The following is a 26846-nucleotide window of genomic DNA, read 5'->3' on the forward strand; positions in this document are numbered from 1 at the left end:
GTGCGGCTGCGGTATAAATGTCAGATCTGAGTTTCAATATCTACAACAATATCTGTGGCAATAGCTTCCAGTGCCCGCACCACTTCATCACGGCTAACACTGGAGGGCAGCTCTACTGTTGCTACGGCATTAAATAACGGCACTCCCCAGTTTGGCGCACTTTGTTTACTACTTTCAAAGTGCACTATGTTGGTACCTTTGTGCTTAATAACTGATGACAGCTCGCGCACTATGCCCGGGCGGTCGTTGCCGGTAATCACAAATTTCAGATGCTGCTGCTCGTTCAGGCTGCTGGCAATGCCGTGCTGAATTTTAATATCCAGATCAGTGATTTTTTCCAGAGCCGCGGTAAGCTCGGCTAAATCCTGCTCGGCAACTTCTACTTGCAAGATACCGGCAAAATAACCTGCCAGATGGCTGAGGTTGCTGGCCATCCAATTGCCATTATGAGTGCTGACTACTGTTGCCAGAGTCTCGACCAAACCTGCTTTATCTTTACCAATTAATGTCAGTACTAACTGCTTCATGCGCTATTTTCCTGTCAGACTTAAATTAGCGTGTCGGCCATAAACACCGTAGTTTGCCGCTTACACGACCTGAGTGTAGCGCTTGCCACTGATTTTTTAAATGTAACCCATAACATTATTTGTAAATTTAGTAAGTTAAGCCTGCTGGTTTGCAGCTTTGCTGGCACTACCGTTGCCTTTCTGACTATACTTAAGCCGTTTTCGCGATTGTTAAACCAGTTGCCTTTCACCTTATCAGACACATGCACGGAGTTCGCAGTGGATAAACTCAATTTAACCAAACATATTTCCAGTTCTTTTAATGAAGAAATTGACGAAGTGCGCAACCATGTGATGGCAATGGGCGGCTTAATCGAACAACAGCTTAATAATGCACTGATGGCCATTGCCAATGCCGACGCCGAGCTGGCGCAAAAGGTGATAGACACCGATTTAAAGGTAAATGACTGGGAACTGCAGATTGATAAAGAGTGCACCCGTATTATTGTGCGCCGCCAGCCAGCCGCCAGCGATTTACGCCTTATTATGGCCATTATGAAAACCATCGCCGATTTAGAGCGCATTGGCGATGAAACCCGGCGTATTGCCCGGGTAGCGTTGGAGTCGTTTAATTCTGAGCAACAAGGCCTGCTGGTAAACCTGGATAATTTAGGCCGCCATGTTGGCCAGATGCTGCATGACGTGCTGGATGCTTTTGCCCGCATGGACGTAGAAACTGCTTTGCTGGTACACAAAGAAGATAAAAAAGTTGACCGCGAGTACGAGGCTATTACCCGTCAGCTAATGACTTATATGATTGAAGATCCACGCTCTATTCCAAAAATTATGAATGTGCTCTGGTCGGCCCGCTCACTGGAGCGCATTGGCGACCGCTGTAAAAACCTGGCTGAATACATTATCTTTTTCGTTAAAGGGAAGGTTGTACGCCACAGCAGCGCCGAACAACTGGAGCAAGATGCACGCAGCTGATTTTGCACTGTTTTTACTGTACATCGCCAACGCCCTGACTAGACTTCTGCTCAGGGCGTTTTCATTGTGTATTCATTTTTCGTTTTTCATGCGCTTTGAATGCCGTTACAATGCGCGCCGACTATCGTCAAACCAACATACGAGGCCAGGCTATGCCAGCTAGTACTTTTTTATCCGTGTTTGCCAAATCACCGATTAAGCCAATAGAAGAACATATTCGCAAGGTGCATCAGGCCAGCGAATTGTTGTTGCCATTTTTTGATGCAGTGTATTTGCAGGACTGGCAAACAGCTGCGGATGTACGCAAAAACATCGTGGCGTTGGAAAAGGAAGCCGACAAATTAAAACGCGAAATCCGCGTTAACCTGCCGCGCGGGCTGTTTTTGCCGGTAGACCGCACCGACATTTTAGAACTGGTGTCGCAACAGGACAAAATTGCTAACAAAACCAAAGATATTACCGGCCGGGTGCTGGGCCGTGAGTTGCTTATTCCGGTTGGCCTGCAGGATGGTTTTAAAGCTTATGTACAGCGCTGCATTGACGCTACCGCACTGGCCAGTGAAGTGATTAACGAGCTGGATGAGCTGCTTGAAACCGGTTTCCGTGGCCGTGAAGTTGATCTGGTTATTAAGATGGTAGAGCAACTGGACATGATCGAAGGTGATACCGACGAGATGCAGATCAAGTTGCGCAAGGCTTTGCGCCTGGCCGAGACAGAGTTAAACCCAATCGATGTGATGTTCCTTTATCGCACGCTGGAGTGGGTAGGTGATTTAGCCGACGTCGCGCTGAAAGTTGGTTCGCGTCTTGAAATTATGCTCGCCCGTTAATTTTAAAAGGTTTTCCTGATGGATATTATTCAATCATACGGTTTGATCCTGATCATTATCGCCGCCGTGTTCGGTTTTTTAATGGCTTATGGTGTTGGTGCCAACGACGTTGCTAACGCCATGGGTACCTCGGTTGGCTCTAAAGCGCTGACAATTAAACAAGCTATTTTTATTGCAGCTATTTTTGAGTTTGCCGGTGCCTATCTGGCCGGTGGCTCTGTTACTTCTACCATTCGCGGTGGTATCACCGACGCATCATTCTTTGTTGATACCCCCGAGTTAATGGTGTACGGCATGATCGCCGCGCTGTTGGCAGCCGCTACCTGGCTGATTGTTGCGTCATATTTTGGCTGGCCGGTATCTACCACTCACTCTATTGTTGGCGCCATTATTGGTTTTGCTGCCGTAGGTGTGGGTATGGATGCGGTGCACTGGGACAAGGTTGGCGGTATTGTCGGTAGTTGGGTTGTTACACCTATGCTGGCAGGGGTGCTGGCGTATTTGTTCTTTATGAGCGCGCAAAAGTTAATTTTTGATACTGATGCGCCGCTGGCAAATGCCAAAAAGTACGTGCCTTTTTACATGATGTTCGCCGCTTTTATGATGACGCTGGTAACAGTGCAAAAAGGTTTAAAGCATGTAGGTTTGCACATTAGCACTGCTGAGGGCTATTACATTTCATTGGCTATAGCCATCGTGGTGGGTTTAGTAGGTAAAGTGGTGATCAGTAAGTTGAAGTTTGACGCTGCTGCCGACAAAAAAATGCAGTTTAATAACGTTGAGCGCATTTTTGGTGTGCTAATGATCACCACGGCCTGTTGTATGGCATTTGCCCACGGTTCAAACGATGTTGCCAATGCAATAGGGCCTCTAGCTGCGGTAGTGAGTGTTGTAACGTCTGGTGGTGAAATAGCCAGCAAGGCAACATTGGCGTGGTGGATATTGCCATTAGGCGGTATCGGTATCGTTATCGGCCTGGCAACTTTGGGCGCGCGCGTTATTAAAACTGTTGGTACGGCTATTACGCATTTAACGCCAAGCCGTGGTTTTGCTGCCGAATTATCCGCGGCTTCTACCGTGGTTATTGCCTCTGGTGCTGGCTTACCCATTTCTACTACGCAAACGCTGGTAGGTGCAGTATTAGGTGTAGGTTTAGCCCGCGGTATTGCCGCGCTTAACTTAGGTGTGGTGCGTAATATCTTTATTTCCTGGGTTATTACACTACCGGTAGGTGCAGGCCTGGCGATTATATTTTTCTATATTCTTAAAGCTATTTTCAGCGTGTAATGCGCAGCTGATAGTCAAAAAAAAGCCCTCATCGCGAGGGCTTTTTTATTGGCTAAGCTATGCGCTTACGGTTGGTATTCACTTACCAGTGTTAAGCCGCTTACCGCACGGAAGGCATATACAGAGAAGTGCCAGACGCCGGCTTGCGGGTTGTTAATAACGCAGGTTTCGCTGTTGCCGTTTTTATTTGGCCGGCAATCATAGCTGCCGCTGGTAGGCTGGCTGCCATGCTTCACGTACAGATCGGCATCACCACGGCCACCACTAATTTCAACGGTTAGCTGCGCCATGCCCTCTGGTACTTCCAGCGTGTAATGCTGCCAGGCACGGCGGGCGATGTTGATATCGGTAATGGTTTCGCCACCGGCATCCGGTAAATCCGGTGCGGTAAAGCTGCCGGTGAGGTTTACGCCGGTAAAGGCGCTGTACGCCACCAGTTTAACGAAGTAAGTGCCGGTTTGTACCGGATCAATAGCGCAACTTTCGTTGTTGCCCACCAGGTAAGGTCGGCAGTCCCAGTCAGATGCTGTTGGCTGGCCGCCAAACTTAACGTACATATCGGCGTCACCGGTGCCGCCGTTTATCAAAAACGACAGATTGCTGGCGCCAGCAGGTACGGCCAGGGTATACAGCAGCTCTTCACCGGCAGCAGCACTTAGCTCTGTTACAGTTACACCGTTGCTTAGTTCAGTACCGGTAGGTGGTGGTGGCTCGTTATCATCGCCATCGCCGTCACAGCCAAACTCTGCCAGATAATCTACCGCCGCTTTGGTTTGCACCAAACCATGGCCGTAAGACGTATCACGGCCCGGCGCACCTAAATCTTCTGCTGTTGCCGCTAAAGCACTGCGTATTTGCGCATTGCTACAATCCGGGTAATGGCTCCACACCAGTGCCGCTACACCGGCCACATGCGGCGAGGCCATAGAAGTACCGTCCATCAGGCCATAGTTAGATGGGCCTGCGAATAAACTTGCTTCGTTACCCAGCTCAGCAAGCAGTAGCTGGCCGTCTTCCTGAGATACGCTTAATGCCACAATATTGGTCGTGGGGGCGTCACCTAAAGTGCCGCTGAAATTGCCCGGTTCATTGTTATAAATGATGGCACCAATGCCGCCACCGGCCTGACAAGACTCCACTTTTTGTGAAAAAGCGACTTCGCCACGTTCAATCAGACAGATTTTATCAGCCACATCAGTACACGTTGTGGTTGCCAGGCCGCAACCGGCAAGCTCGGCATTAAAGCTGGCCATAGCTGAACCTTCAAACGGGTTAGTGCTGTAACTTGTGCCGTCTACTGTCAGGCTGGTTTCCAGTGCGGTACCGGTTGGATAAGTACTCATTACGGCGACACCCGGGCCTGCCAGTTCTACCTGCGTATTGCGCTGTGAGAAATCAGCATGGGTTTTGGTATCATCTACCGCCGCAATAGAAACCACCGAGTCGTAAGATGCCGGGTAAGACAGTGCGGTGTTGCCGTCATTACCGGCAGCTGCTATCAACAGTACGCCGGCGTTGTAGGCAGCTTGCATAGCATTGCTTTCAGTGATGTTGGAGCCTGGCCCACCTAAACTCATATTAATTACGGTAGAACCGTTTTGCACACAGGTATCTACCGCCTGCGCCAGCGTAGAGGAATAACCCCAGCCATCATCATTAAACACTTTAACAATATGCAGTTTTACGTTGCCGTCGGGCAGCACACCCACAATACCGACGTCGTTATTCAGTGCTGCTATAGTGCCGGCTACATGAGTACCGTGCGGGCCGCCGGCATCAAACCAGTTACCGGTGCCAATATCATTGGTACCGGTAATATTGGCATCGTTAAAGTCTTCATGCGGTAAGCCCAGACCAGAGTCGATAACACATACCGTCTGGTTAGAGGCAAACTGGTCACTAACCTGATCGGCCTGCACCATGGTGTAACCATAAGGCACTTGCTGCGACATAGGAAAACGCGGTAAATCGCGCTCGACATATTCTACATTAGGATCTGCTTTTAATGCTTTTACCGTGGCCGGGCTTAGTTCGGCTGCAATAGCATTACGTTTGGCCAGTACATGGTGAATACGTGCACCCTGACGGCTTAAGCGTTCACTGCTGCTGTTTAAGGTTGATAATGCATTGTCTTTAGCAGCTTTGCTGCGGTTAAGCAGCGGGTCTTTGCTTAGGTTACTGTCTTTATATTTAACGATATAACGCTCGCTGCTGGCTTGCTCTGCTGCCTGGCGCAAAGAATCTGTTGATGCGGCCATAGCATTGGATACTGCGCTGGCTAATAAGCTAACGCCGATCAGTAATACGGTTTGATGTGATCTGGACATGTTCACCCTCCAGGTGATTTTTATAGTTTTTAAACTGTCAGAACCCGATACAACGCGGACGGCAACACTCGCAAACGGGGAACTATTGCATTTAACTCAGTAGTCGCTGCAGGGCTGTTACCTGCTAGTTTGACTGATCTAATACAATTCGCTGTTTACGCTATAACAAATAATACGGTTATTCAAACTCATGTTTACATTAAGGTGAGCGATATCACTTAAGGTGTTGAATTTATGTTTACTAATTTTTATCAGTTGTAATTTTGTGTGCGCGGCTAAAATTGCCGGGCGCCGCTTGCATAGCGCTGCTATCAGGCGTAAAGTTTAAACAATTTTGTAGAATGGTATGTGTGTTTTTAATCGGAATAAATAATGAAACGTTTGCCCAGTATTAAACAATTGCAATATCTGCTGGCGTTACATGAGCATCAGCACTTTGGCCGTGCCGCCGAGGCTTGTTTTATTGGCCAGTCAACGCTTAGTGCTGCTATTGCCAATTTAGAAGAAACGATGAATGCGCAATTGCTGGAGCGCGATCATAAAACCTTTATTTTTACCCCGCTGGGCGAAGATGTAGTGCGCCAGGCGCGGCATATTATTGAGCAGTGCGGTGAGTTAACGGAATTTGCCAAATGCCAGGGCAAGCCGATGACAGGGCCGTTCCGTTTAGGTTGCATTCCCACCATAGCGCCTTTTGTTCTTAGTGAAGTGATGGCGTTATGCCGTGAACGTTACCCTGATTTACAGTTGTTGCTACGCGAAGACACCTCTGAAAATTCGTTGCATGCTTTAGCTGAAGGGCGGCTGGATATGGTGCTGCTGGCGCTGCCGTATGAAACCGGCGCTTTTCACACCGAAGTGTTGTCGCAGGACGCCTTTAAACTGGTGCTGCATAAAGACTGGCTAAACCGCGGCTTTAATCAGGATATTAGCCAGTGGCCGGATGAAAGTATTTTTCTGCTGGAGCGAGAGCATTGCCTGACCAACCATGCGGTAAAAGCGTGCGAGCTGGAAGACAGCCGTAAGGTAAATCCGTTTTTTGCCACCAGCCTGCACACCTTAACCCAGATGGTAAACAATAAGCTGGGTGTGACGTTTATGCCGCAAATGGCGATTAATAGCGGCCTGCTGGACGGCACCGAGCTGGTTACGCAAGCACCGACAACCGGCAATGCTTATCGTGATATCGGCGTAGCCTGGCGGCCAACGTCAACCAAGGCCCGCAGCTACCGGCTAATGGCTGATTTGATTACTGAAGTGCTGCAACAAAAGTGCCGTTAAGGCGGTTGTTCTGCTAAAATGCCGGCTGTTTTTTTACAGCCGTGCCCTCTGGTCGGTAAAGCCAAGGAACCTTCTATGTCAGTTACTTCTATCCCAGCTGAAAGTATGCAAGTCAGTGATTTTTCATTCGAGCTGCCCGAGCAGCTTATTGCCCGCTTTCCTAAAGCCGAACGCTCATCCAGCCGCTTACTGGCGATGGACAAACATAGCGGAGCGCTGCAACACCACATTTTTAAAGACCTGGCCGATTTTTTACAGCCCGGTGACCTGCTGGTATTTAACAATACCAAAGTGATACCGGCGCGTTTATTCGGCCAGAAAGCCTCAGGTGGCAAAGTAGAGGTATTGGTAGAGCGCATGCTGGACGATAAGCGTTTTTTAGCCCACGTTCGCGCCAGTAAAGCGCCCAAGCCCGGCACCGAGCTGATACTGGAAAACAGTGCCAAAGTGCTGATGAACCAGCGCCACGATGAACTGTTTGAGCTGGAAGTAACGGGCGATGAGCCGGTGCTTGAAATGCTGGAGCGTTTAGGCCATATGCCTTTGCCGCCTTATATCGACCGGCCCGATAACGCCGAAGATAAAGCGCGCTATCAAACGGTGTATAACGAAAAACCGGGCGCCGTGGCGGCGCCCACCGCCGGGCTGCATTTTGACCAGCCGCTGCTGGATAAGCTTAAAGCTAAAGGCGTTGAATTTGCTTATGTGACTTTGCACGTTGGTGCCGGTACTTTTCAGCCGGTGCGGGTGGCCAATGTGCTGGAGCACAAGATGCACGCCGAATATATTGAGGTGTCGCAGCAAGTAGTAGACGCCGTGGCGGCCTGTAAAGCACGAGGGAACCGGGTGGTGGCAGTGGGTACAACGTCGGTGCGCTCGTTAGAGTCGGCAGCGGCGCAAGGCGGCGGTAATTTGGTGGCTTATAACGGCGATACGCAGATTTTTATCTATCCGGGCTACGAATTTAAGGTGATTGACGCGCTGATCACTAACTTCCACTTGCCGGAATCTACGCTGATTATGCTGGTATCTGCATTCAGTAGCCGCGATTATGTGATGAATGCCTATAACACGGCTATTGCCGAGCAATACCGGTTTTACTCTTATGGCGATGCGATGTTTATCCGCTAACGTTGTAAACGCTGGTTGAATGCAGAGGTCTACGTACGTTTAGCACATTGCTGCCAGGGCAGGGGCCGGGTGTTCTTATGTAGCAGCGGCAGGGATGCCGCGGAGGCTGAGACAGCACAGGGATGTGCTGTTGAAGGCGGCGAATTAAGAATTTCCCGGCACCTGCCTTTACACAACAACACCCTGCCGCTGCTGCACAGGAACACCTTGCTACCGGTCTGGCAGGTTCTCACTTAGTTTATCTGGATTTAGCTGCTATAATCGGCGGCGCAAAAAAGCCGGACTGTTTTTCCGGCGTATGAGGATAGTAATGAAATTTGAATTAGATACCACAGATGGCAAGGCCCGCCGTGGCCGGCTGATCTTTGAGCGTGGTGTAGTAGAAACCCCGGCCTTTATGCCGGTAGGCACCTATGGCACGGTAAAAGGCATGACACCGGAAGAGCTCGACGCCACCGGCGCGCAAATCTGCCTTGGTAACACCTTTCACTTAATGCTGCGCCCTGGCACGGAGATCATCAAAAAACACGGTGACTTGCACGACTTTATGCACTGGCATAAGCCTATTTTGACCGACTCCGGCGGTTTTCAGGTATTCAGCCTGGGCGAGCTGCGTAAAATTACTGAAGAAGGCGTTAAATTCCGCTCACCGCTAAATGGCGAGCGTATTATGTTAACGCCGGAACGCTCAATGGAAGTACAGCGTGATTTAGGCTCAGACATCGTAATGATTTTCGACGAATGTACGCCGTATCCGGCCACCGAGCAGGAAGCGAAAAAGTCGATGGAAATGTCATTGCGCTGGGCCAAGCGCAGCAAAGAGGCACATGGCGATAACCCCTCTGCGTTATTTGGTATTATTCAGGGCGGTATGTACCCGAATTTGCGTGATGTATCGCTTAATGGTCTGGAAGATATTGGCTTTGATGGTTATGCCATTGGTGGTTTGTCGGTAGGTGAGCCCAAAGCCGATATGATCCGCATTTTAAACCACACCACCGACAAGATGCCGGCACACAAGCCGCGCTATTTAATGGGGGTGGGCAAGCCGGAAGACATCGTTGAAGCGGTACGCCGTGGAATCGATATGTTTGACTGCGTCATGCCAACCCGCAATGCGCGTAATGGTCATCTTTTTATCAGCACAGGTGTGGTAAAAATCCGCAATGCTAAATACAAAGATGACATTGGCCCGCTGGATGCTGAATGCGATTGTTACACTTGTAAAAACTATTCCCGTGCTTATTTACACCATCTGGACCGTTGTAACGAAATTCAGGGCGCCCGGCTTAACACCATGCACAACCTGCATCATTACCAAAAGCTAATGCAAGGATTGCGCGCAGCTATAGCCGCTGGTAACTTGGAGCAGTTTGTTGAACAGTTTTACACGAAGCGCGGTTTGCCGGTTCCGGCACTGCAAGCAATTGATACCAATACAGAACAACATTAATCACAATTAGGGGACACTTATGAGTTTATTTATCAGCAATGCATACGCCGATGTAGCCAGCCAGCCAGCTCAAGGCGGCGGTTGGGACCTTATTATTATGCTGGTGGCGTTTGGTCTGATTTTTTATTTTCTGATCTACCGCCCACAGGCTAAACGCGTGAAAGAACACCGCAATCTGATGGCCGCCTTAGGCAAAGGTGATGAAGTATTAACCCAGGGTGGCCTGATTGGCCGCATCAGTAAAATTGCTGAAGATAAAGACTTTGTGGTTATTGCGCTGAACGACACCACGGAAGTCACGGTACAAAAAGCAGCGATCAGTGCGGTACTGCCAAAAGGCACACTGAAATCACTGTAAGAGCGAAGAAAGGATAACCAGGTGTTAAATCAAAACCCACTTTGGCGCTATATCGTCGTTATCGGCATGCTGCTGCTGGCGCTGGTATATGCATTACCAAACTTATATCCGGAAGATCCGGCGCTGAATATCAGTGCCACCCGCGGCGGTACGGTAGCTGAAGAAACCCGCTTGCAATTGGAGCAAAGCTTCCGCTCAGCCAATATCGCGGCGAAATCGGTAGTACTGGAAGAAGGCCAAATCCTGGCCCGCTTTAACAGCACTGAAGATCAGCTGCAGGCGCGTGAAATTGCCAGCCAGCAACTGGGTGCCAACTTTGTTACGGCACTTAACCTGGCACCAGCGACGCCCGACTGGTTAACCGCCATTGGCGCGACTCCAATGAACTTAGGTTTGGACCTGCGTGGTGGTGTACACTTCCTGATGGCAGTGGACATGAAAGCCGCGCTGGATAAAAACCTGAACGACATGGTGCAAACCTTCCGCACTGACTTACGCGAAGATAAAATCCGTTACCGTAATGTGCAGGCTGATATCGACCGTGGCCAGGTACAGATAAGTTTTCGCACTGAAGAAGATGTCGTTGCCGCTGAAACTGCGCTGAGAAATCGCGATCGTGAACTGGTATTTAGCACCGCCAGCGACAACCTGACCTTACTGGTTAGCATCAGTGAAATTCGCTTAAAAGAAATCCGCGAATATGCACTGGAGCAAAACATCACCATTATCCGTAACCGGGTAAATGAAATTGGTGTGGCCGAGCCGTTAGTGCAGCGCCAGGGTTCTGATCGCATAGTCGTGCAGTTACCAGGGGTGCAAGACACCGCTTCAGCGAAAGAAATTCTGGGTGCTACGGCGTCGCTGGAGTTTCGTCTGGTAGACGAGCAGGGCGATTTAGCTGCCGCGCTGGAAGGCCGGGTACCGCCTAATTCAGAACTGTATTACACCCGTGATGGCCGCCCGTTGTTGCTGGAAAAACGCATCATGCTTACCGGTGAACACATTACCGGTGCCAGCTCTGCGTTTGACGAATACAGCCGGCCGCAGGTTAGCATTAAGCTGGATGCCAAAGGCGGCAATATGTTATCTGCTGCCACGCGCGATGCCATTGGCCGGCGTATGGCTTCAGTGTTTATTGAGTACAAGCCCGGCACCGAAATTGGTGAAGATGGCAACCCGGTACTGATTAAACAGCAGGAAGTGATTAACGACGCCACCATTCAGGCCCGTTTAGGCCGGGATTTCCGCATTACCGGTATTTCTTCACCGGGTGAAGCGCAAAACCTGTCTACCTTACTGCGTGCTGGTGCCTTAATTGCGCCAATCCAGATCATTGAAGAACGCACCATAGGCCCAAGCCTGGGTAAAGAAAACATTGAACTGGGTGTCACGGCTATTCAGTGGGGCATGGTATGCGTGCTGATCTTTATGGTGATTTACTATAAAGCCTTTGGCTTGGTGGCAAACTGTGCACTGGTAGCCAACCTGGTACTGATTGTCGGCATTATGTCTATGATCCCGGGCGCGACACTAACCTTACCTGGTATGGCCGGTATCGTGCTTACAGTAGGTATGGCGGTAGATGCTAACGTGCTTATATTTGAGCGCATCCGCGAAGAGCTGTTAGATGGCCGCTCAGTGCAGCAGGCTATTCATCATGGCTATGACCGTGCTTTTGCTACCATTGCCGACTCTAACATTACTACTTTGTTAGTGGCACTGATCCTGTTCGGTATTGGTACCGGGCCGGTAAAAGGCTTTGCGGTAACGCTGGCGATAGGCATTCTGACGTCGATTTTTACGGCGGTAGTAGGTACTCGCTTATTAGTGAATTTATTCTGGGGTGGCCGCCGCGTGCAGTCATTGCCAATATAAGGAGTACGGCATGAGAATATTTTCCTTTAGCCAGCCGCTTAATTTTATGCGGTTAAAATGGCCGGCAATCATACTGTCTACATTGTTAATTCTGGGCTCGTTTTTTTCTATCGCCACTAAAGGCATTAACTGGGGCCTGGATTTTACCGGTGGTACCGTTATCGAGGTTGGCTTTGCCAACCCGGCTGATTTAACGGCAGTAAGGCAAACCCTGACCGACGCCGGTTACGGCGATGCCGTCGTGCAGTTATTCGGCACCAGCCGGGACGTGCTGATCCGTATTCCGCTGCGTACTGACGTTGAGCAGGCTGCAGTGGGCGACAGCGTTATTAAAGCGCTTAATGCCCAGCAAGCCGAACCGGTTACTATGCGCCGGGTTGAGTTTGTCGGGCCAAGCGTAGGTGCCGAGCTAAAAGAAGACGGCGGCCTGGCCATGCTGGTGGCGCTGATTGGTATTTTGCTCTATGTCACCATGCGTTTTGAATGGCGTTTGTCGGTGGGTGCTGTTGTATCACTGGCGCATGACGTAATTTTAACCATGGGCCTGTTTTCTGTACTGCAGCTGGAATTTGATCTGACAGTGCTGGCCGCGATACTGGCGCTGATAGGTTACTCTATTAACGATACCATCGTAGTATTTGACCGTATCCGTGAGAGTTTCCGTAAATTACGTGATACCAGCGTCGACGACACTATTAATGATGCTATTACCTCTACGTTAAACCGTACAGTAATTACGTCATTAACCACGGTGTTGGTATTAGTGGTGCTGTTTTATATGGGCGGCGCGCTAATACACGGTTTTGCTACAGCATTACTGTTTGGTATTGCTATTGGTACTTATTCTTCTATCTATGTGGCCAGTGCCATTGCAGAAATTCTCGGCATCAGTCGTGAAGATATGCTGCCACCACCACCGATAGAAAAAGAAGGTGAAAATACCGACGCATTACTGTAGGCACTTTACTGCAACTGTTTCACTGTAATAGTGTCGTTAAACATGCTAAAAATGCCGGTCACTGACCGGCATTTTTGTTTTTAACGCCGCCACATTAAGGATGCATTATGAGTAAACAACATGCGCCGGCTTTTCTGGCACTGGTAGAGCAGGCCAAAGCCCAGATTAAAGAAATTAGCATTACCGAGTTGCTTGAGCATAATCAGCCTTATGTACTGCTGGATATCCGCGAAGATCATGAATGGGCGCAAGGTCATTTACCTGAGGCAATGCACCTGGGTAAAGGCATTATTGAACGTGATATTGAGCAAACCGTGCCGGACAAAAAGCAAAAGCTGGTGTTGTATTGCGGTGGCGGCTTTCGCTCGGCGTTATCAGCGCACACGTTACAGCAAATGGGCTACCAGAATGTGTTTAGTTTAGCCGGTGGTTTTCGTGACTGGTGTGAGCGTAAATTACCGCTTGAAGTGCCCAATGCCAATAAAGGTTAACAGATGAAAAAACGATTTACAGCTTTGTCTGCAGCGCTGCTGCTGTGTGTCTCGACAGTGCAGGCCGATACGTCGGTATGGCAGGTAACCAAAGGCAAGCAGCATTTATATATTGCCGGTACGGTGCATTTGTTGCCGCCCGAGCAGTTTCCGTTGCCGCAGGAATTTAGCCAGGCGTACAGCCAGGCTGATACGCTGGTTTTTGAAACCGACGTGCGCGAGCTTGAAACCGCTAAGGGTATGCAATTGCTGATGCAGCATGCTATGTACAGCGATGGCCGCAGTTTGTCGCAGGTATTGTCTGCTTCTACCTATCGGCAGTTACAGCAATACGCGAAAACCCAGGGCGTTGATTTAGCACCGCTAAACAACTTTAAACCCGACTTTGTGTTACTGACGTTAATGCAGGTTGCCTTGCAAAAAGCCGGTATGGCAGGCGAGGGGGTAGATATGCATTTTCTTAAGCAGGCGGTAACCGACAATAAGCCGATGCTGTTTCTGGAAACAGTAGAGCAGCAGTTGGCGATGTTGCTGAATATCTCGGCAGAAAACGAAGATGCGTTTGTTGCGCAAAACCTGCAGCAATTGTCTGAGCTGGAAAGCGAATTAACGAAAATTATCGCAGCCTGGCGCAGTGGCGACACCGACACTATGGCTGCACTGGCAATGGCTTTTACCGATACGCCGGAAGGTAAGCTGTTTTATGAGGCGCTATTAGTGCAGCGCAATAAAAACTGGCTGCCGCAACTGGAGCAAATGCTGGCCACGCCGGAAGTAGAGCTGGTATTGGTAGGGGCTTTGCATCTGGCAGGTGAAGCTAATGTGTTGCAGTTACTGCGCGAACAGGGCTACAGCATTACGCAGTTGTAGCCTAGCTTATAGTCTGGAACCCCGATGTGCAGCCAGCGGGGCCACCCGTCAGGTTACAACACCCGCTGTGCTCGCCACAGCAACTCACAAGCCATCCCTGGCTTGTTCAGACACTCTGTGGCTGTGCATCGGGGTTCTAACCTGTGCTGTCGCAGTTTATTACCAGCCTTAACTATTTTGCTTAGCGTGACAGCGATTCTGTCAGGTGTGGGCGAATACCTTTTAACATAGCTGCCAGTACTTTCGGGCTGGCCGCTACCACGTTGCCACTGCGTAGCTGGTTATTGCCACCGACAAAATCACACACCAAACCACCGGCTTCGCGCACAATTAACTCACCTGCAGCGATATCCCACGGCTTTAAGCCAATTTCAAAGAAACCATCAAACCGGCCGGCAGCAACATAGGCTAAATCCAGCGCGGCAGAGCCAGTGCGGCGGATGTCGGCAGCGTCTGTTAACAATGATGCCAGCATGGCGCCATGCGCAGGCATATGCGTTTTGTTTTTAAATGGAAAACCGGTAGCCAGAATAGTGCCCTGCATATCGGCCAGGTTAGCAACACGAATACGGGTACCGTTTAACTGGGCGCCACGGCCACGGGATGCAGTAAATAACTCGCCGCGCAGTGGATCAAAGATCACTGCCTGGTCTAGTTTACCCTGATGTTTTAGTGCGATAGACACCGCGAAGTGCGGAATGCCTTTAATAAAGTTGGTGGTGCCGTCCAGTGGGTCAATAATCCATTGAAACTCACTGTCGTTGTTGCCGTAATCACCATGCTCTTCACCGACAATACCGTGGGTCGGGAACGATTTTTGTAACACCTGAACAATAGCTTGTTCAGCTTCTCTGTCGACATTGGTAACAAAGTCGTTAGTGCCTTTTTGTACTTTCTGAACCATATCAAGCTGGCCACAGGCACGAGCGATCACGTTACCCGCGCTACGGGCAGCGCGAACCGCGATGTTTAACATCGGATGCATAGTAATTACCTTATTTTGAAAAGAGCTGTGTAAATTTCGGTCAAAAGAGCGGCGCACATTGTAACGGCTAACAGGAAAAAGTAAAGGTAAAACCGCGGCTGCGGTTAACATTGTTACACTGTGTTCAGTGCTACTCAGAGCTCTCGCCAGGGCTTTCTACCGGGTTAAATGTTCTTACCAGCGCCCGTACATCCATGCCACTGGGGTGTTGATATACCCGTAAACCAAACTCCGGCATAATCGACAATAAGTGGTCAAAGATATCTGACTGAATACCCTCGTAGTCAAGCCAGGATGTGGTGTTGGTAAAACAATACAGTTCCAGTGGCAGGCCGTCAGCGCCCGGCGATAGCTGCCGCACCATGGTGGTCATATGCTGATGAATACCGGCATGGTTTTTCAGGTAATGTAAAACGTAGGCCCGGAACGAGCCAAGGTTGGTAATGCGGCGGGTATTAACCGGCTCTTTACCTTGCTCTGCCAGTTGCTGATTCCAGTCGTCGATTTCCTGCTGTTTGGCCGGTAAGTAATCCTGTAATAAGCGAAACCGCCCCAACCGGCTAATTTGGTCTTTATCGAGAAAATGCACGCTTTGCTGATCCAGCATAATGCTACGTTTAATACGCCTGCCGCCAGATTCCTGCATACCGCGCCAGTTTTTAAACGGATCGGTCATAAAGCGGCGTGTTGGAATAGTGGTGATGGTTTTATCCCAGTTCTGAATTTTAACCGTGTGCAGCGCAATGTCGATAACATCGCCATCGGCATTTAACTGCGGCATTTCAACCCAGTCGCCTACGCGCAAAACATCGTTAGAGGAAATTTGCACGCTGGCCACCAGTGACAAAATAGTGTCCTGAAATACCAGCATCAGCACTGCGGCCATAGCGCCCAGGCCCGACAGTAACAGTAACGGTGAGCGGTCAAATAACGCGGCAATAATCAGCACCAAAGCCACAGCATACACGGCAATAGTCACCACCTGAATATAGCCTTTTATCGGCTTGGTTCTGGCATCTGGCCGTTGCTCGTATACGGTATTAACCAGGTTAAGAATACTGGCGATGGCCAGCGCTATAGTCAGAATAACAAAGGCGTTGCATACGTTAACTACCACTGTTACCAGCCCTTCGGGCACGTTGGGTATTAGCTTGACACCAATAGAAATAATTAGCGCTGGTACTATATTGGCCAGCCGGGAAATAAAGCGGAAATCTTTAACCAGATGGTGTGAGTTAAAGCTGGTGGTTTTAAGCGCGCGGATAATGCCGCCAATCAGGATCCGTTTAACAATAAAATTACCCAGCCAGGACAACAGCAGAATAATGCAAAGCGAAATGCCAAGTTGCCACTGTGGGTATTGTTCAAACCATACCGTGATATTATTCAGGGTTTCTGTCACTTGTTTTCTCCGTCAGGCCGGTGTTGTTTAACCTCGGCAGTTGTTGCTTGCCCGCTAGCTGCGGGTGTTTCGGGTTTGATATCGGGGCGTTGCCGGCCGTTGCGTAAGTCACGGTATACTGCTGTGCGCATCAGCAACATTGCTGTCACCGGGGCTGTTAACATAATAAAGGCACTAATAAGTAATTCATGAATAACAAGCCGTTGTTGCAGTACCGTGAAATACAACATGGAAGCCAGCAAAAAACTGCCTGCACCAAAGGTTATGGTAATGGCAGGGCCGTGAATGCGCTGATAAAAATGCGGCAGCCGCAGTAAACCTAAAGTACCGACCAGCGTAATAATGCTGCCGCAAATCAGCAGCAGGGCTACCGGTATAGCTAACCAGGGCGAAATATCGACAGGAACTTGCATCATTCGATAATCTCGCCGCGCATCAGAAATTTCGCCAGTGCTACAGACGACACAAAGCCGGTCAGTGCTATCAGCATCGCCCATTCAAAGTACACCAGGCTGGCAAAGCTGATGCCCAGCAATAGCGCAAACAACATGGCACAGATCCACAAAGTATCCAGTGCCAGCACCCGGTCTTGTGCGGTGGGGCCTTTTAGCAGGCGCAACATACACAGCAGCATAGCCAGCACTACGCAGAACTGGGAAAAATACAGCGCAATTTCCAGTAGCAGCTTCATGATGCCTCCCGGGTGAAAATAGCCATCAGCGGGCTTTCATAGCGTTGTTTAATGGTATCTATCCACCAGTTTTCGTCGTGTAAGTCGAATACATGCAACGATAATTCATGGCTGTCTTGTATAATTTCTACCCACACCGTACCGGGTGTGCAATTAATCAGGCAGGATAACACTGCAAGGCCGGTTGGGTCGCTTAAATCCAGTGGCACTTTAATAAACTGCGAATTCAGGTTATCGGCTTTGCGAAACAAAATAATGCGGCTGACATTAAAGCAAGAGCGGATAACCTCCAGCAAGGCCCAGCTGAATAAGCGCAATATGGCAGCAGGTTTGCCTATGCGGGCTTTAAATGGCCGCAGTGGCGCCGTCAGTAACGGCGCGGCAATAGCCAGTGCGCTGCCAAGTAACAGGTGCGCCGGCTGCAGTGTCTGGTTCAGCATTAACCATAACAACAGTAAGGCCAGTGATAATAATGGCGAAGGCAGCCAGCGGCTTATAAGCCTGCGGATCATAGTCCCTCCTGGGTTGTAACAACCGGATGTTGCAGCACCCGTTCAATATAAGCCGGTGTTTGTTGTAAATCGGTGCTGGCGCGGCTTAACAGGTTAAACAGTGGGCCCGCAGTAAATACCATGCTGACACCCAGCAGCAGTATTGCCAGTATTGGCAGAGCTTCTGTCGGGTGCAGCCGCAGCGGTGCGCTGTTGTATAAGGTCCAGAATGTGCGTACGCCAAAGCGCATCAGCGCAATAATGGCGCTAAGGCCCGCTACCAGCAACAAGGTAAGAATAATCCAGCGCACCCAAAGCGGAGCATGGGCGCTGCTGCTGCCTAGCAAGCCATGCAAAATACTGAATTTGGCAACAAAGCCCGATAACGGCGGTAAGCCAGCCATAATTAACGCGCAGGCCGCAAAGGCCAGGCCAAGAAATGCCATCGCTGCAGGTATCACCACACCGGCGCTTTCCTGTGTATCTTCTTCTACGGCAAAAGCTTCCATACTCAGAGCCAACACGCTGGCCGCCGGGGTATAAATGCGGTCTGTCAGTTCAGTTAACATAATAAAAGCGGCAACGGCCAGTGTAGAGCTAATCAGATAAAACAGCGCTGAGCTAAGCAGCGCAGCGTCACCATAACCAATCAGTGCCAGCAAGGTACCGGACGAAATTACCGCGCTAAAGCTGGCGATGCGGCGGGGCTCCTGGCTGGCCAGCAACCCGATTGCGCCAAATGCCATTGTTAACAATCCACCACACAGCAAAACCGAACCGCCAAAACCGGCTGAAGCACCGGCATGCTGTGAAAACAGCAACCACCACAGCCGTAAAATAACATACACGCCTATTTTGGTAAGCAGCACCAGCATAGCGGCAACCGGCGCACAGGCGGCTGAATAAGTAACCGGCAGCCAGAAGCCCAGCGGCCACATGGCACTTTTGGTTAAAAATGCCACCGCCAGAATAGCCGCACCGGTTTGCAGAATAAAACGGTCGGTGTTGTCCAGCGTGGCAATTTTTAACGCCAGATCGGCAAAATTCAGTGTGCCGGTGGCAGCATAGACCAGCGCAATCCCAATCAGGAAAAACAGTGAAGCAACCAGGTTCACCACAATATATTGCATGCCGGCCCGAATGCGGCTGATGTTATAACCGTGCAGCAGTAAGCCGTAAGATGCCGCCAGCATCACTTCAAAAAAGACAAACAGGTTAAACAAATCAGCCGTTAAAATGGCGCCGTTAATACCCATCAACAGTAGCTGGAACAAGGTGTGAAAGTGCACCCCGGTTTTCGACCAGCGGCTGTAGGAAAATACCAGCGTAGCAGTACCAAGCGCAGCAGTGAGCAGCAGCATTATCGCTGCCAGACGATCTGCCACCAGCACTATACCAAAAGGTGCAGACCAGTTTGCCGCCAGATATACCGCCATATCGGCAAGCCACAGGCCGCTCTCGGCCTGCATCAGCAACTGTATTGCTGTTAACAGCATCACAGCGGTACTAAACAGGTTGATTAAAAACTTCAGCCGGTGGTGGCGTTCATTAATTAACACCATCAGCGCACCGGCAATCAGCGGCAACAGTATCGGCAACATGATTAAATGCGGGTTCAGATACATCATTCTGCTGAATCCCGTTCTTTGCCGTCAACGTGGTCGGTGCCGGTTAAGCCGCGCGAACCGAGCAACACCACCAGATAAAGTGCGGTAGTGGCAAAACCGATAACAATAGCGGTAAGCACCAAAGCCTGTGGTAACGGGTCGGCGTACAGCGAAGGGTCTACTGCTTCGCCTTGTACAATAAGCGGGGGTTTATTTACCGACAAGCGGCCGGTAATAAAGATAAACAGGTTAACCGCATAAGACAGCAGCAATAAGCCGGTAATCACCTGAAAGCTGCGCGGACGCAGAATAAGCCAGATGCCAGAGCCAAACAGCACACCGATGGATAACGCTATGGTTAACTCCATTACCGGATCTCCCTGCTGGTTATGGCGTTGTTGTCCACCGGTGCGCCCGGCACCCGGTGGCTGCGCACAGACTGGTGAGCCAGCGCTACCAGAATTAACATAGTGGTGCCGACGACGACGGCAAAAACACCCAGGTCGAAAATAAAGGCGCTGGGTAAATGTAACTCTCCCAGTACTGGCAAGGTTAAGTGAGCCGTGTGGGTGGTAAGAAACGGATAACCAAAAGCCAGCGAGCCCAGGCCGGTAAAGCAGGCCAGACCAATACCCACAGCTATCCAGCGGTGCGGGTTAAGCTTAAGGCGTGATTCAATCCACACGGTACCGGCCAGCATATACTGAATAATCATACCAACAGCGAAAACCAAACCGGCAATAAAACCGCCGCCGGGTAAGTTATGGCCGCGCATAAAGAAATAAGCCGCGCTGATGCCAATTACCGGCAGTAACAACCGCAGGTAAATACCGGGGATCAGCAAATAGCCGCTATTGGCTTGCTGAGCCGGTGTTTGCCGGCTGGCGGGGTCTACCTGATTTGCCTGCTGTGCCGGTATGCCAATACTCTCTGGTGCCGGACGAAAGCGTCGCAGCAGTGCATACACGGTAAGCGCCACTATGCTTAGCACGGTAATTTCACCCAGGGTGTCGAAGTTACGAAAATCAACCAGCAGTACATTCACCACATTAGTGCCGCCACCACCGGGTACGGCGTTGTCGAGGAAAAAGTTACTGATGGTAAAGTTAGCCGGGTGCAATAGTACAAAGTAGCTGATCACAAACATGACACTACCGGCAATAATGGCAATAACCAGATCGCGGCTGCGGCGTAATTTGTCGCGGCTACTGGCCACCAGGTTCATTTTACGGGCTGAAATCCGCGATGGCAGCCAGCGCAGGCCCAGCAACAGCAGCACCGTGGTGACGGTTTCTACCATTAATTGGGTCAGGGCCAGATCGGGGGCCGACAACCATAAAAATGTCAGGCTGGTAACAATGCCGGTGCCGCCTACCAGCATTAAGGCTGCCAGCCGGTGGTATTTAGCCTGCCAGGCGGCACATACCGCGCAGGTGCAGCCTATCAGCCATAGCAGCGCAAAGGGCAGGTTAAAATGCTCAACTGACCAGGCAGGGCTAAAATCAGGCATCGCCTGCAGCATTAAGGCTGAGGCAAATAGCCCGGCCAGCACCAGCAGCAGCAACTGTGGCTGTAACCGCCGGCTGCTGAACAGACGCTCTAGCCTGGCTGCCGATGACGCCAGTATCAACATACTACTTTCGTAGGCTTGCTTGCCGTTAAAACGATACAGCACAGGAATATGCGCACTTTGCAGCAAGTTAAAACGGTATTTCAGCACTTTAAATAACAGTATGCCCAAAGCAAAAGCCAGCACGCTCATCACCAGCGGCGCATTGATGCCATGCCATATAGCCAGGTTGTAATCGGGCAGGCGCTCGCCCAGCACTGAAGCCGCCGCGGTTTGTAGCGGCACACCAATGCTTAGCTGTGGTGCTACACCGACAATCAGGCAGCACAACACTAAAAGCTCCACCGGAAACCGCATCCAGCGCGGTGGCTCGTGTGGCAGCTTGGGTAATGCCGTCGCTTTGGCGCCAAAAAACACGCTGATAAAACGCATAGAATAAGCGACGCCAAAAATACCCATTACCACCGCAGCGGCCGACATCCACCAGTTAGAGTTGGAGCCTACCTGCAGCGCTTGTGCAAAAAACATTTCTTTTGATAAAAAGCCATTTAATAACGGTACGCCCGCCATTGCTGCACTGGCGACAATCGCCAGCGTGGCGGTGTAGGGCATTAAGCGCGATAACCCGGATAATTTTCGCATGTCGCGCGTGCCGGATTCATGGTCGATAATGCCCACGGCCATAAATAGCGACGCTTTAAAAATGGCGTGGTTAAGCGTGTGAAAAATAGCGGCAACCATTGCCAACGGTGTGCCCATGCCCAGCAGGCAGGTAATCAGGCCCAAATGGCTGATAGTAGAGTAAGCCAGCAAACCTTTTAAATCATGCTGAAAAATAGCCAGATAGGCGCCAATCAGCATAGTGCAGACACCGGCGGTGCCAATGATCCAGGTCCATTCTGGTGTACCGGCCAGTACCGGCCATAACCGCATCAGCAGAAAAATACCGGCTTTTACCATCGTTGCAGAATGTAAATAAGCCGATACCGGTGTCGGTGCGGCCATGGCGTGGGGTAACCAGAAATGAAACGGAAATTGTGCGCTTTTGGTCAGAGCGCCCAGTGCAACCAGCACCAGCGCGGGTAAATAGGCCTGATGGGAGCGAATAATATCGGCCGATGCCAGCACGGCATCTAAGTCGTAGCTGCCGGCAATATAGCCCAGTAACAACACACCGGCCAGTAAACACAGGCCACCAATTGAGGTAACGGTAAAGGCCATTCGCGCACCGCGACGGGCATCTGCACGGTGGTGCCAGTAACCAATCAGTAAAAACGACGTCAGGCTGGTAAGCTCCCAAAACATTACCAGCTGGATCAGATTGCCGGAAATAACCACGCCTTGCATCGCGCCCATAAAGGCGAGCAAAAAGGCGAAAAAACGCGGTACCGGATCTTTGGGCGACATATAGTAGCGGGCATACAGCACCACCAGCAGACAAATACCCTGAATAAGTACCGAGAACAGCCAGGCCAGGCCGTCCATGCGCAATATCAGGTTAAGGTTGAACATGGGCAACCAGGCCAGTTCATGTTTTATAACAATGCCGCTACTGACAGCAGGATACAGGCTAAGTGTTAACAGCAGGCCGCAAAACGCAATAAGCGCAGCAAACCAGGCTTCGCGATTACGCGCATACGCCGGCATACACGCTGCAATAACACAACCGGCAAAGGGCAACAGTAGCAGCAGAAGTAGCGTCATAGTTCTCCGAAATCAATAATACGCCGGGTGTGGTGGCGTATGGGGCTGAGTAGTGTGTCCGGTACAACAGCCCTATGATCGGGAGATAGCAGGCGAAAGTGTTGTTATTTAACCGGGTTTTGTCAGGGTAATGTGCATAAAGTTGTTGTTTTTATTAGTCATGCCGTCGCGATTATATTTACTGCTATCTGGCGGGTCAACCCGGCGGATGTTAGCATGGCTGGTATTTTTTGGTCGGTTTAATGACGGAGTTCACCTGAATGGCACAAATATTCAGCAATGTGGCAGTTAGCCGTACCTTGTTAATTCTGATCCTCTGCGCCGGGGTGTTTTTCTTTATCGGTTTTCTGGTGCCGGTACTGGCTGCGTTGATTATTTGCTTTGCCAGCTGGCCGTTATATAGCCGTTTGCTGCACTCTTGCAACAACAAATCGGCACTGGCTGCCAGCATTGCCATTTGCGCCATTATTCTTGGTCTGGTGATCCCGCTGGCGTTGGTTTTTTCTTATGCCATGGAAGAGATACGCACCTGGATTGGCTGGCTGCTACACGCTAACCAGTTTGGTGCGCCGGTGCCGCTGTGGATTGCCGAACTGCCTTTTGCAGGCAGTTGGCTGGCTGAACAATGGCAGTTATATTTGTCCGAGCCCAATGAGCTGGGACACATTATCAGTGTAGTAAGTGGCCAGCACCTCAGTGGTATTTCGCGCTGGGTGCTGATGTTTGGCTGGAATACCGTTGGCTTTGTGCTGACATTGCTGTTTATGCTGATCACCCTGTTCTTTTTGTACAAAGATGGCGACAGCTTATCGTCGCAGCTGGATCGGGTAGGTGAGCGTATTTTGCCCAGCCGCTGGCAGCGTTTCTCCCGTGTGGTGCCGGCTACCATCAGTTCTACTGTTATTGGTATGACAGTGATAGCTATTGGCGAAGGTCTGGTGTTGGGCGTGGCATACTGGATAGCCGGAGTGCCTTCGCCGGTTGCCTTTGGTGTACTGACAGCCTTTATGGCACTGATCCCTGGCGGTGCGCCACTGGCGTTTACGTTGTTGTCATTGTATCTGGTAGGCACTGGCGATATGGCGGCGGGTGTGGGGCTGTTTTTATGGGGCAGCATCGAGCTGTTTATTGTTGATAAAACTATCCGGCCTACTCTGGTTGGCGGCCCGATTAAGTTACCGTTTTTACCCACATTTTTTGGCCTGATCGGCGGCGTAAAAACCATGGGGCTGGTAGGTTTATTTGTTGGCCCGGTGCTCATGGCCTTGTTGGTGGCCATATGGCGCGAGTGGCTGATTGATAACGACAGCAGCGATTATCAGGACTAGCCTTACTGACGTTACACAAAAGATAGCCGTTTAGCCTTTACAAGAGAATTGAAGTATGTTTGTGATTGACCAGTTTATTTTATTGGCTGCGGTGCTGATCCTGCTGGGTATCATATCCAGCAAACTGTCAGCTCGGCTGGGGCTGCCGGTACTGGTACTATTTTTATTAGTCGGCATGCTGGCGGGCGAAGACGGCCCCGGCGGTATTATCTTTAATAACGCCGAAACTGCTCATGCTTTGGGTACTCTGGCACTGGCGCTTATTTTGTTTGATGGTGGTTTGCAAACACCATTTTCGTCAATAAAGTTAGTCTGGAAACCCGCATCGGCGCTGGCTACGCTGGGGGTGCTTGTTACCGCTGTGGTGACGGGTGTTGCAGCGGCCTATATTCTGAATATTCCACTGTTACAAGGCATGCTACTGGGCGCTATCGTTGGCTCTACCGATGCCGCCGCGGTATTTTCGCTACTGCGCAATGCCGGTATTCATATTAATAAACGGCTTAAATCGACACTGGAAATTGAAAGTGCGTCGAACGACCCTATGGCGATTTTCCTTACCGTAGGCTTGCTGGAAATACTGGTTAATGACATGAAACCCGGCACCGGCCTGCTGATGCTGTTTGTGTCACAAATGGGCATTGGTGCTGCTGTCGGCCTGGCAGTGGGCTGGGTGTCGGTGAACATGATTAACCGTATTCATCTGGTGGCTACCGGGCTTTATCCGGTAATGGTTGCGGCCTGTGGTTTATTGTCGTTTGGTATTGCCGCTAACCTGGGTGGCAGTGGCTTTTTGGCCATATTTCTTGCCGGTGTGGTTATTGGTAACAGCCGTTTTGTGTTTCAGCGCAGTACCTTCTTATTTCACGACGGGCTGGCCTGGTTAAGCCAGATCACCATGTTCGTGGTGCTGGGGTTACTGATTAACCCCTCGTCGTTACTGGATGTCTGGTTTGAAGGTTTGCTGATAGCACTGGTGCTGACACTGGTTGCCCGGCCACTGGCGGTGGTGCCGCTGCTAAAGCTGTTTGGCTTTAACCTGCGCGAAATTACGCTGGTATCCTGGGTGGGGTTACGTGGTTCGGTGCCGATTATTCTGGCTATTTTTCCGCTGATTTTTGGCCTGCCCGGCGCCGCGCTTATTTTTAACGTGGTGTTTTTCGTCGTATTGATATCTGCCACGGTGCAGGGTTCTACGTTGCCGCTGGTCGCACGCAAGCTGGGGTTAACTGAGCCACCACCCGCCACACCGGCAGCAACGCTGGAAATTACTGCGCTGGGTAAAGTTGATGCCGATATTGTCGAATATACGCTGGGCGAAAACTCCCGTTCTGTAGAGCGGCGCCTGTCGCAGGCCGCGCTGCCAGATGGCACTGTGGTTGCCATGATTACCCGTAATAATCAGGTGATACCGCCGCGTGGTTCAACCTGGCTGTATGCCGGAGATCATCTGTTTATTGTGTTAAAACCAGAAACACGCAGTTTTGTTGACAGTGTATTTTCAGCGACGGCAGAAGCCGGGCGCCATGAGCTGCCACAAACCGAACTTAAGCTCAAAGGCACAACCCGGGTAGAGGACGTATTGCATTCTTACGGTATTGCTCTGGCAGCTGCGCCTGAGGCAACACTGGATGAAGTACTGCGCCAGGCACTGGCTGAAAAGCCGCAGCCGGATGCCACGGCAGAATCAGCAGACGTTACGCTAACCGTACGCGACATGGTTGGACAGCGCATTACCACCGTAGGGCTGCTGCCAGCGCGGCAGAAAACAGTTGGTGCGGGGCCTGTTACCAATACTGCTCCACGGTAATATTGCCCGGGGTACGGCGTAGGTTTTTTGTCAGGCCTATGCTTTGTAGCACCGCTTTGGTGTCTTTAATCATTTCGGGGTTGCCGCACAACATTACCTGGGAGCGGTTGGTCAGAGTCTGGCCGCAGGCTTGTTGTAATTCACCGGTTTCGATCAGCTGTGGCAGGCGTTTATTCAGCGCCCCGGCATGGGCTTCGCGGGTTACTATTGGTTGGTAATGTAATTGGCCAGGGTACTGTTGCCGGGCCTGTTGAATCAGCTCGCGGTAAGCCAGGTCGGCTACTGTGCGCACACTGTGCACCAGAACAATATGTTTAAAGCGCTGCCATAACGTATGAGTGCCCAGCATAGATAAATAGGGCCCGATGCCGGTGCCGCTGGAAATCAGCCACAGGTTATCGCCGTCTGGTACTTCGTCCAGAATAAAAAAGCCTGAGGCTGGCTGGCTGATATCCAGTTTATCACCCATCTTCAGTTGCTGTAATAGCGGCGACAGCAAGCCGTCGGCCACCGTGCTGACTAAAAACTCCAGCTCGTGGTTGCCCGGGCTGTTTACCAGCGAGTAAGCGCGTTGTACCCGGCCATCCGGTGTATCGATAGCCAGACGGACAAACTGGCCGGCAGTAAAATCAAATGCCGGTGTTTGCACCTTTATACTGAACAGGTTGGCGTGCCAGTGATGATTCGCTGTTATCGTGCCGCTAAGCCATTGCGCCATAGTTAATTCCCAGTTTATTTACGCTAACTTATCCTAACAAAGTAAGGCAGATACTCAAGCCGGTGATAAAAACAGTATTGTCTGTTGTTAGCGTACATTGCCAGTGGTATAGCAGCCTTAGATAAGTTAGCTTGATAAACGGTTTGGCTAATACAACCCGATAAGAGCCTCATTGGTTAAAAA

24 protein-coding genes are annotated in these 26846 nt (G+C 50.6%); 13 read left to right on the plus strand and 11 right to left on the minus strand.

Features of this window, described 5'->3' with window-relative positions; all coding sequences use genetic code 11:
• Window positions 1-20: 20 nt before the first annotated feature.
• Window positions 21-527 (minus strand): glycine cleavage system transcriptional repressor, encoded by a 507-nt coding sequence (locus tag MJX74_RS10550; protein ID WP_068228208.1) that lies wholly within the window; start codon window positions 525-527, stop codon window positions 21-23.
• A gap of 258 nt (window positions 528-785) precedes the next feature.
• Here MJX74_RS10550 and phoU point away from each other — a divergent pair, with 258 nt between their 5' ends.
• The 3 genes from phoU (at window position 786) to MJX74_RS10565 (ending at window position 3613) form a co-directional block, all read left to right on the plus strand.
• Entirely contained in the window at window positions 786-1496 is a 711-nt protein-coding gene (phoU, locus tag MJX74_RS10555) for a phosphate signaling complex protein PhoU (RefSeq protein WP_068231045.1), read from the plus strand.
• Between the two features lie 152 nt (window positions 1497-1648).
• On the plus strand, window positions 1649-2326 hold the full coding sequence (locus MJX74_RS10560; protein WP_240222817.1) for a TIGR00153 family protein: 678 nt from the start codon (window positions 1649-1651) through the stop codon (window positions 2324-2326).
• A gap of 18 nt (window positions 2327-2344) precedes the next feature.
• Complete coding sequence (locus MJX74_RS10565; RefSeq protein ID WP_240222818.1) at window positions 2345-3613, plus strand: inorganic phosphate transporter; 1269 nt, start codon at window positions 2345-2347, stop codon at window positions 3611-3613.
• Window positions 3614-3678: 65 nt separating this feature from the next.
• Here the strand turns inward: MJX74_RS10565 and MJX74_RS10570 are convergent, their stop codons facing one another.
• Window positions 3679-5940, minus strand: a complete 2262-nt coding sequence (locus MJX74_RS10570) for a S8 family serine peptidase (protein WP_240222819.1) — start codon at window positions 5938-5940, stop codon at window positions 3679-3681.
• A 372-nt stretch (window positions 5941-6312) separates the two neighbouring features.
• On the opposite strand from MJX74_RS10570, the gene MJX74_RS10575 reads away from it, so the two are divergent.
• From MJX74_RS10575 to MJX74_RS10610, 8 genes are all read left to right on the plus strand, one after another.
• Window positions 6313-7221 carry a hydrogen peroxide-inducible genes activator gene (locus MJX74_RS10575; RefSeq protein WP_068228217.1) on the plus strand — a complete coding sequence of 303 codons (909 nt, stop codon included), beginning with the start codon at window positions 6313-6315 and terminating at the stop codon, window positions 7219-7221.
• A 105-nt stretch (window positions 7222-7326) separates the two neighbouring features.
• Window positions 7327-8352, plus strand: coding sequence for a tRNA preQ1(34) S-adenosylmethionine ribosyltransferase-isomerase QueA (queA, locus tag MJX74_RS10580; RefSeq protein WP_240222932.1), 1026 nt, complete (start codon window positions 7327-7329; stop codon window positions 8350-8352).
• Window positions 8353-8662: 310 nt separating this feature from the next.
• Window positions 8663-9805, plus strand: coding sequence for a tRNA guanosine(34) transglycosylase Tgt (gene tgt, locus MJX74_RS10585; RefSeq protein WP_240222820.1), 1143 nt, complete (start codon window positions 8663-8665; stop codon window positions 9803-9805).
• Window positions 9806-9824: 19 nt separating this feature from the next.
• Window positions 9825-10163 carry a preprotein translocase subunit YajC gene (yajC, locus tag MJX74_RS10590; RefSeq protein ID WP_068228223.1) on the plus strand — a complete coding sequence of 113 codons (339 nt, stop codon included), beginning with the start codon at window positions 9825-9827 and terminating at the stop codon, window positions 10161-10163.
• A gap of 21 nt (window positions 10164-10184) precedes the next feature.
• The gene (gene secD, locus MJX74_RS10595) at window positions 10185-12038 is read left to right on the plus strand and encodes a protein translocase subunit SecD (protein ID WP_240222821.1); all 1854 of its coding nucleotides are present in this window, start codon (window positions 10185-10187) and stop codon (window positions 12036-12038) included.
• Between the two features lie 10 nt (window positions 12039-12048).
• A complete protein-coding gene (gene secF, locus MJX74_RS10600) occupies window positions 12049-12996 on the plus strand; it encodes a protein translocase subunit SecF (RefSeq protein WP_240222822.1) in 948 nt (315 codons plus the stop codon).
• A 107-nt stretch (window positions 12997-13103) separates the two neighbouring features.
• Window positions 13104-13487, plus strand: coding sequence for a rhodanese-like domain-containing protein (locus MJX74_RS10605; protein ID WP_240222823.1), 384 nt, complete (start codon window positions 13104-13106; stop codon window positions 13485-13487).
• Between the two features lie 3 nt (window positions 13488-13490).
• Window positions 13491-14357, plus strand: a complete 867-nt coding sequence (locus tag MJX74_RS10610; protein ID WP_240222824.1) for a TraB/GumN family protein — start codon at window positions 13491-13493, stop codon at window positions 14355-14357.
• A gap of 181 nt (window positions 14358-14538) precedes the next feature.
• On the opposite strand, the gene suhB is transcribed toward MJX74_RS10610, so the two are convergent.
• The 8 genes from suhB to MJX74_RS10650 form a co-directional block, all read right to left on the minus strand.
• Window positions 14539-15342, minus strand: coding sequence for an inositol-1-monophosphatase (gene suhB, locus MJX74_RS10615; RefSeq protein ID WP_068231051.1), 804 nt, complete (start codon window positions 15340-15342; stop codon window positions 14539-14541).
• A gap of 130 nt (window positions 15343-15472) precedes the next feature.
• Window positions 15473-16744, minus strand: a complete 1272-nt coding sequence (locus tag MJX74_RS10620; protein ID WP_240222825.1) for a mechanosensitive ion channel family protein — start codon at window positions 16742-16744, stop codon at window positions 15473-15475.
• Complete coding sequence (gene mnhG, locus MJX74_RS10625; RefSeq protein ID WP_240222826.1) at window positions 16741-17160, minus strand: monovalent cation/H(+) antiporter subunit G; 420 nt, start codon at window positions 17158-17160, stop codon at window positions 16741-16743. The genes MJX74_RS10620 and mnhG overlap by 4 nt, the downstream gene beginning before the upstream one ends.
• Window positions 17157-17435 carry a K+/H+ antiporter subunit F gene (locus MJX74_RS10630; protein ID WP_240222827.1) on the minus strand — a complete coding sequence of 93 codons (279 nt, stop codon included), beginning with the start codon at window positions 17433-17435 and terminating at the stop codon, window positions 17157-17159. The genes mnhG and MJX74_RS10630 overlap by 4 nt, the downstream gene beginning before the upstream one ends.
• The gene (locus MJX74_RS10635; protein ID WP_240222828.1) at window positions 17432-17947 is read right to left on the minus strand and encodes a Na+/H+ antiporter subunit E; all 516 of its coding nucleotides are present in this window, start codon (window positions 17945-17947) and stop codon (window positions 17432-17434) included. Before MJX74_RS10635 ends, MJX74_RS10630 begins: the two co-directional genes overlap by 4 nt.
• The gene (locus MJX74_RS10640; RefSeq protein ID WP_240222829.1) at window positions 17944-19554 is read right to left on the minus strand and encodes a monovalent cation/H+ antiporter subunit D; all 1611 of its coding nucleotides are present in this window, start codon (window positions 19552-19554) and stop codon (window positions 17944-17946) included. The genes MJX74_RS10635 and MJX74_RS10640 overlap by 4 nt, the downstream gene beginning before the upstream one ends.
• Complete coding sequence (locus MJX74_RS10645) at window positions 19551-19901, minus strand: Na+/H+ antiporter subunit C (protein ID WP_240222830.1); 351 nt, start codon at window positions 19899-19901, stop codon at window positions 19551-19553. The genes MJX74_RS10640 and MJX74_RS10645 overlap by 4 nt, the downstream gene beginning before the upstream one ends.
• Window positions 19901-22807: a monovalent cation/H+ antiporter subunit A gene (locus MJX74_RS10650; protein ID WP_240222831.1), complete on the minus strand. Its 2907-nt coding sequence runs from the start codon at window positions 22805-22807 to the stop codon at window positions 19901-19903. Before MJX74_RS10650 ends, MJX74_RS10645 begins: the two co-directional genes overlap by 1 nt.
• Before the next feature lie 260 nt (window positions 22808-23067).
• Here MJX74_RS10650 and MJX74_RS10655 point away from each other — a divergent pair, with 260 nt between their 5' ends.
• Window positions 23068-24135: an AI-2E family transporter gene (locus MJX74_RS10655; RefSeq protein WP_240222832.1), complete on the plus strand. Its 1068-nt coding sequence runs from the start codon at window positions 23068-23070 to the stop codon at window positions 24133-24135.
• A 55-nt stretch (window positions 24136-24190) separates the two neighbouring features.
• On the plus strand, window positions 24191-25945 hold the full coding sequence (locus tag MJX74_RS10660) for a potassium/proton antiporter (RefSeq protein WP_240222833.1): 1755 nt from the start codon (window positions 24191-24193) through the stop codon (window positions 25943-25945).
• Here MJX74_RS10660 and MJX74_RS10665 read toward each other — a convergent pair.
• Complete coding sequence (locus tag MJX74_RS10665) at window positions 25923-26663, minus strand: ferredoxin--NADP reductase (protein ID WP_240222834.1); 741 nt, start codon at window positions 26661-26663, stop codon at window positions 25923-25925. The two genes, MJX74_RS10660 and MJX74_RS10665, sit on opposite strands and share 23 nt — an antisense overlap.
• Window positions 26664-26846 lie beyond the last annotated feature (183 nt).

Source organism: Rheinheimera hassiensis (assembly GCF_022436675.1).
GTDB lineage: Bacteria > Pseudomonadota > Gammaproteobacteria > Enterobacterales > Alteromonadaceae > Alishewanella > Alishewanella hassiensis.

Excerpts from the sequence above, each read along its gene's own strand:
- mnhG (WP_240222826.1), bottom strand. The coding sequence starts at position 17,160 with ATGATGCAAGTTCCTGTCGATATTTCGCCCTGGTTAGCTATACCGGTA.
- MJX74_RS10605 (WP_240222823.1), top strand. The coding sequence starts at position 13,104 with ATGAGTAAACAACATGCGCCGGCTTTTCTGGCACTGGTAGAGCAGGCC.
- MJX74_RS10575 (WP_068228217.1), top strand. The coding sequence starts at position 6,313 with ATGAAACGTTTGCCCAGTATTAAACAATTGCAATATCTGCTGGCGTTA.
- MJX74_RS10645 (WP_240222830.1), bottom strand. The coding sequence starts at position 19,901 with ATGGAGTTAACCATAGCGTTATCCATCGGTGTGCTGTTTGGCTCTGGC.
- queA (WP_240222932.1), top strand. The coding sequence starts at position 7,327 with ATGCAAGTCAGTGATTTTTCATTCGAGCTGCCCGAGCAGCTTATTGCC.
- MJX74_RS10550 (WP_068228208.1), bottom strand. The coding sequence starts at position 527 with ATGAAGCAGTTAGTACTGACATTAATTGGTAAAGATAAAGCAGGTTTG.
- MJX74_RS10560 (WP_240222817.1), top strand. The coding sequence starts at position 1,649 with ATGCCAGCTAGTACTTTTTTATCCGTGTTTGCCAAATCACCGATTAAG.
- MJX74_RS10570 (WP_240222819.1), bottom strand. The coding sequence starts at position 5,940 with ATGTCCAGATCACATCAAACCGTATTACTGATCGGCGTTAGCTTATTA.
- secF (WP_240222822.1), top strand. The coding sequence starts at position 12,049 with ATGAGAATATTTTCCTTTAGCCAGCCGCTTAATTTTATGCGGTTAAAA.
- MJX74_RS10650 (WP_240222831.1), bottom strand. The coding sequence starts at position 22,807 with ATGACGCTACTTCTGCTGCTACTGTTGCCCTTTGCCGGTTGTGTTATT.
- MJX74_RS10665 (WP_240222834.1), bottom strand. The coding sequence starts at position 26,663 with ATGGCGCAATGGCTTAGCGGCACGATAACAGCGAATCATCACTGGCAC.
- MJX74_RS10610 (WP_240222824.1), top strand. The coding sequence starts at position 13,491 with ATGAAAAAACGATTTACAGCTTTGTCTGCAGCGCTGCTGCTGTGTGTC.
- MJX74_RS10660 (WP_240222833.1), top strand. The coding sequence starts at position 24,191 with ATGTTTGTGATTGACCAGTTTATTTTATTGGCTGCGGTGCTGATCCTG.
- suhB (WP_068231051.1), bottom strand. The coding sequence starts at position 15,342 with ATGCATCCGATGTTAAACATCGCGGTTCGCGCTGCCCGTAGCGCGGGT.
- MJX74_RS10635 (WP_240222828.1), bottom strand. The coding sequence starts at position 17,947 with ATGATCCGCAGGCTTATAAGCCGCTGGCTGCCTTCGCCATTATTATCA.
- MJX74_RS10640 (WP_240222829.1), bottom strand. The coding sequence starts at position 19,554 with ATGATGTATCTGAACCCGCATTTAATCATGTTGCCGATACTGTTGCCG.
- MJX74_RS10630 (WP_240222827.1), bottom strand. The coding sequence starts at position 17,435 with ATGAAGCTGCTACTGGAAATTGCGCTGTATTTTTCCCAGTTCTGCGTA.
- MJX74_RS10655 (WP_240222832.1), top strand. The coding sequence starts at position 23,068 with ATGGCACAAATATTCAGCAATGTGGCAGTTAGCCGTACCTTGTTAATT.
- yajC (WP_068228223.1), top strand. The coding sequence starts at position 9,825 with ATGAGTTTATTTATCAGCAATGCATACGCCGATGTAGCCAGCCAGCCA.
- tgt (WP_240222820.1), top strand. The coding sequence starts at position 8,663 with ATGAAATTTGAATTAGATACCACAGATGGCAAGGCCCGCCGTGGCCGG.
- MJX74_RS10565 (WP_240222818.1), top strand. The coding sequence starts at position 2,345 with ATGGATATTATTCAATCATACGGTTTGATCCTGATCATTATCGCCGCC.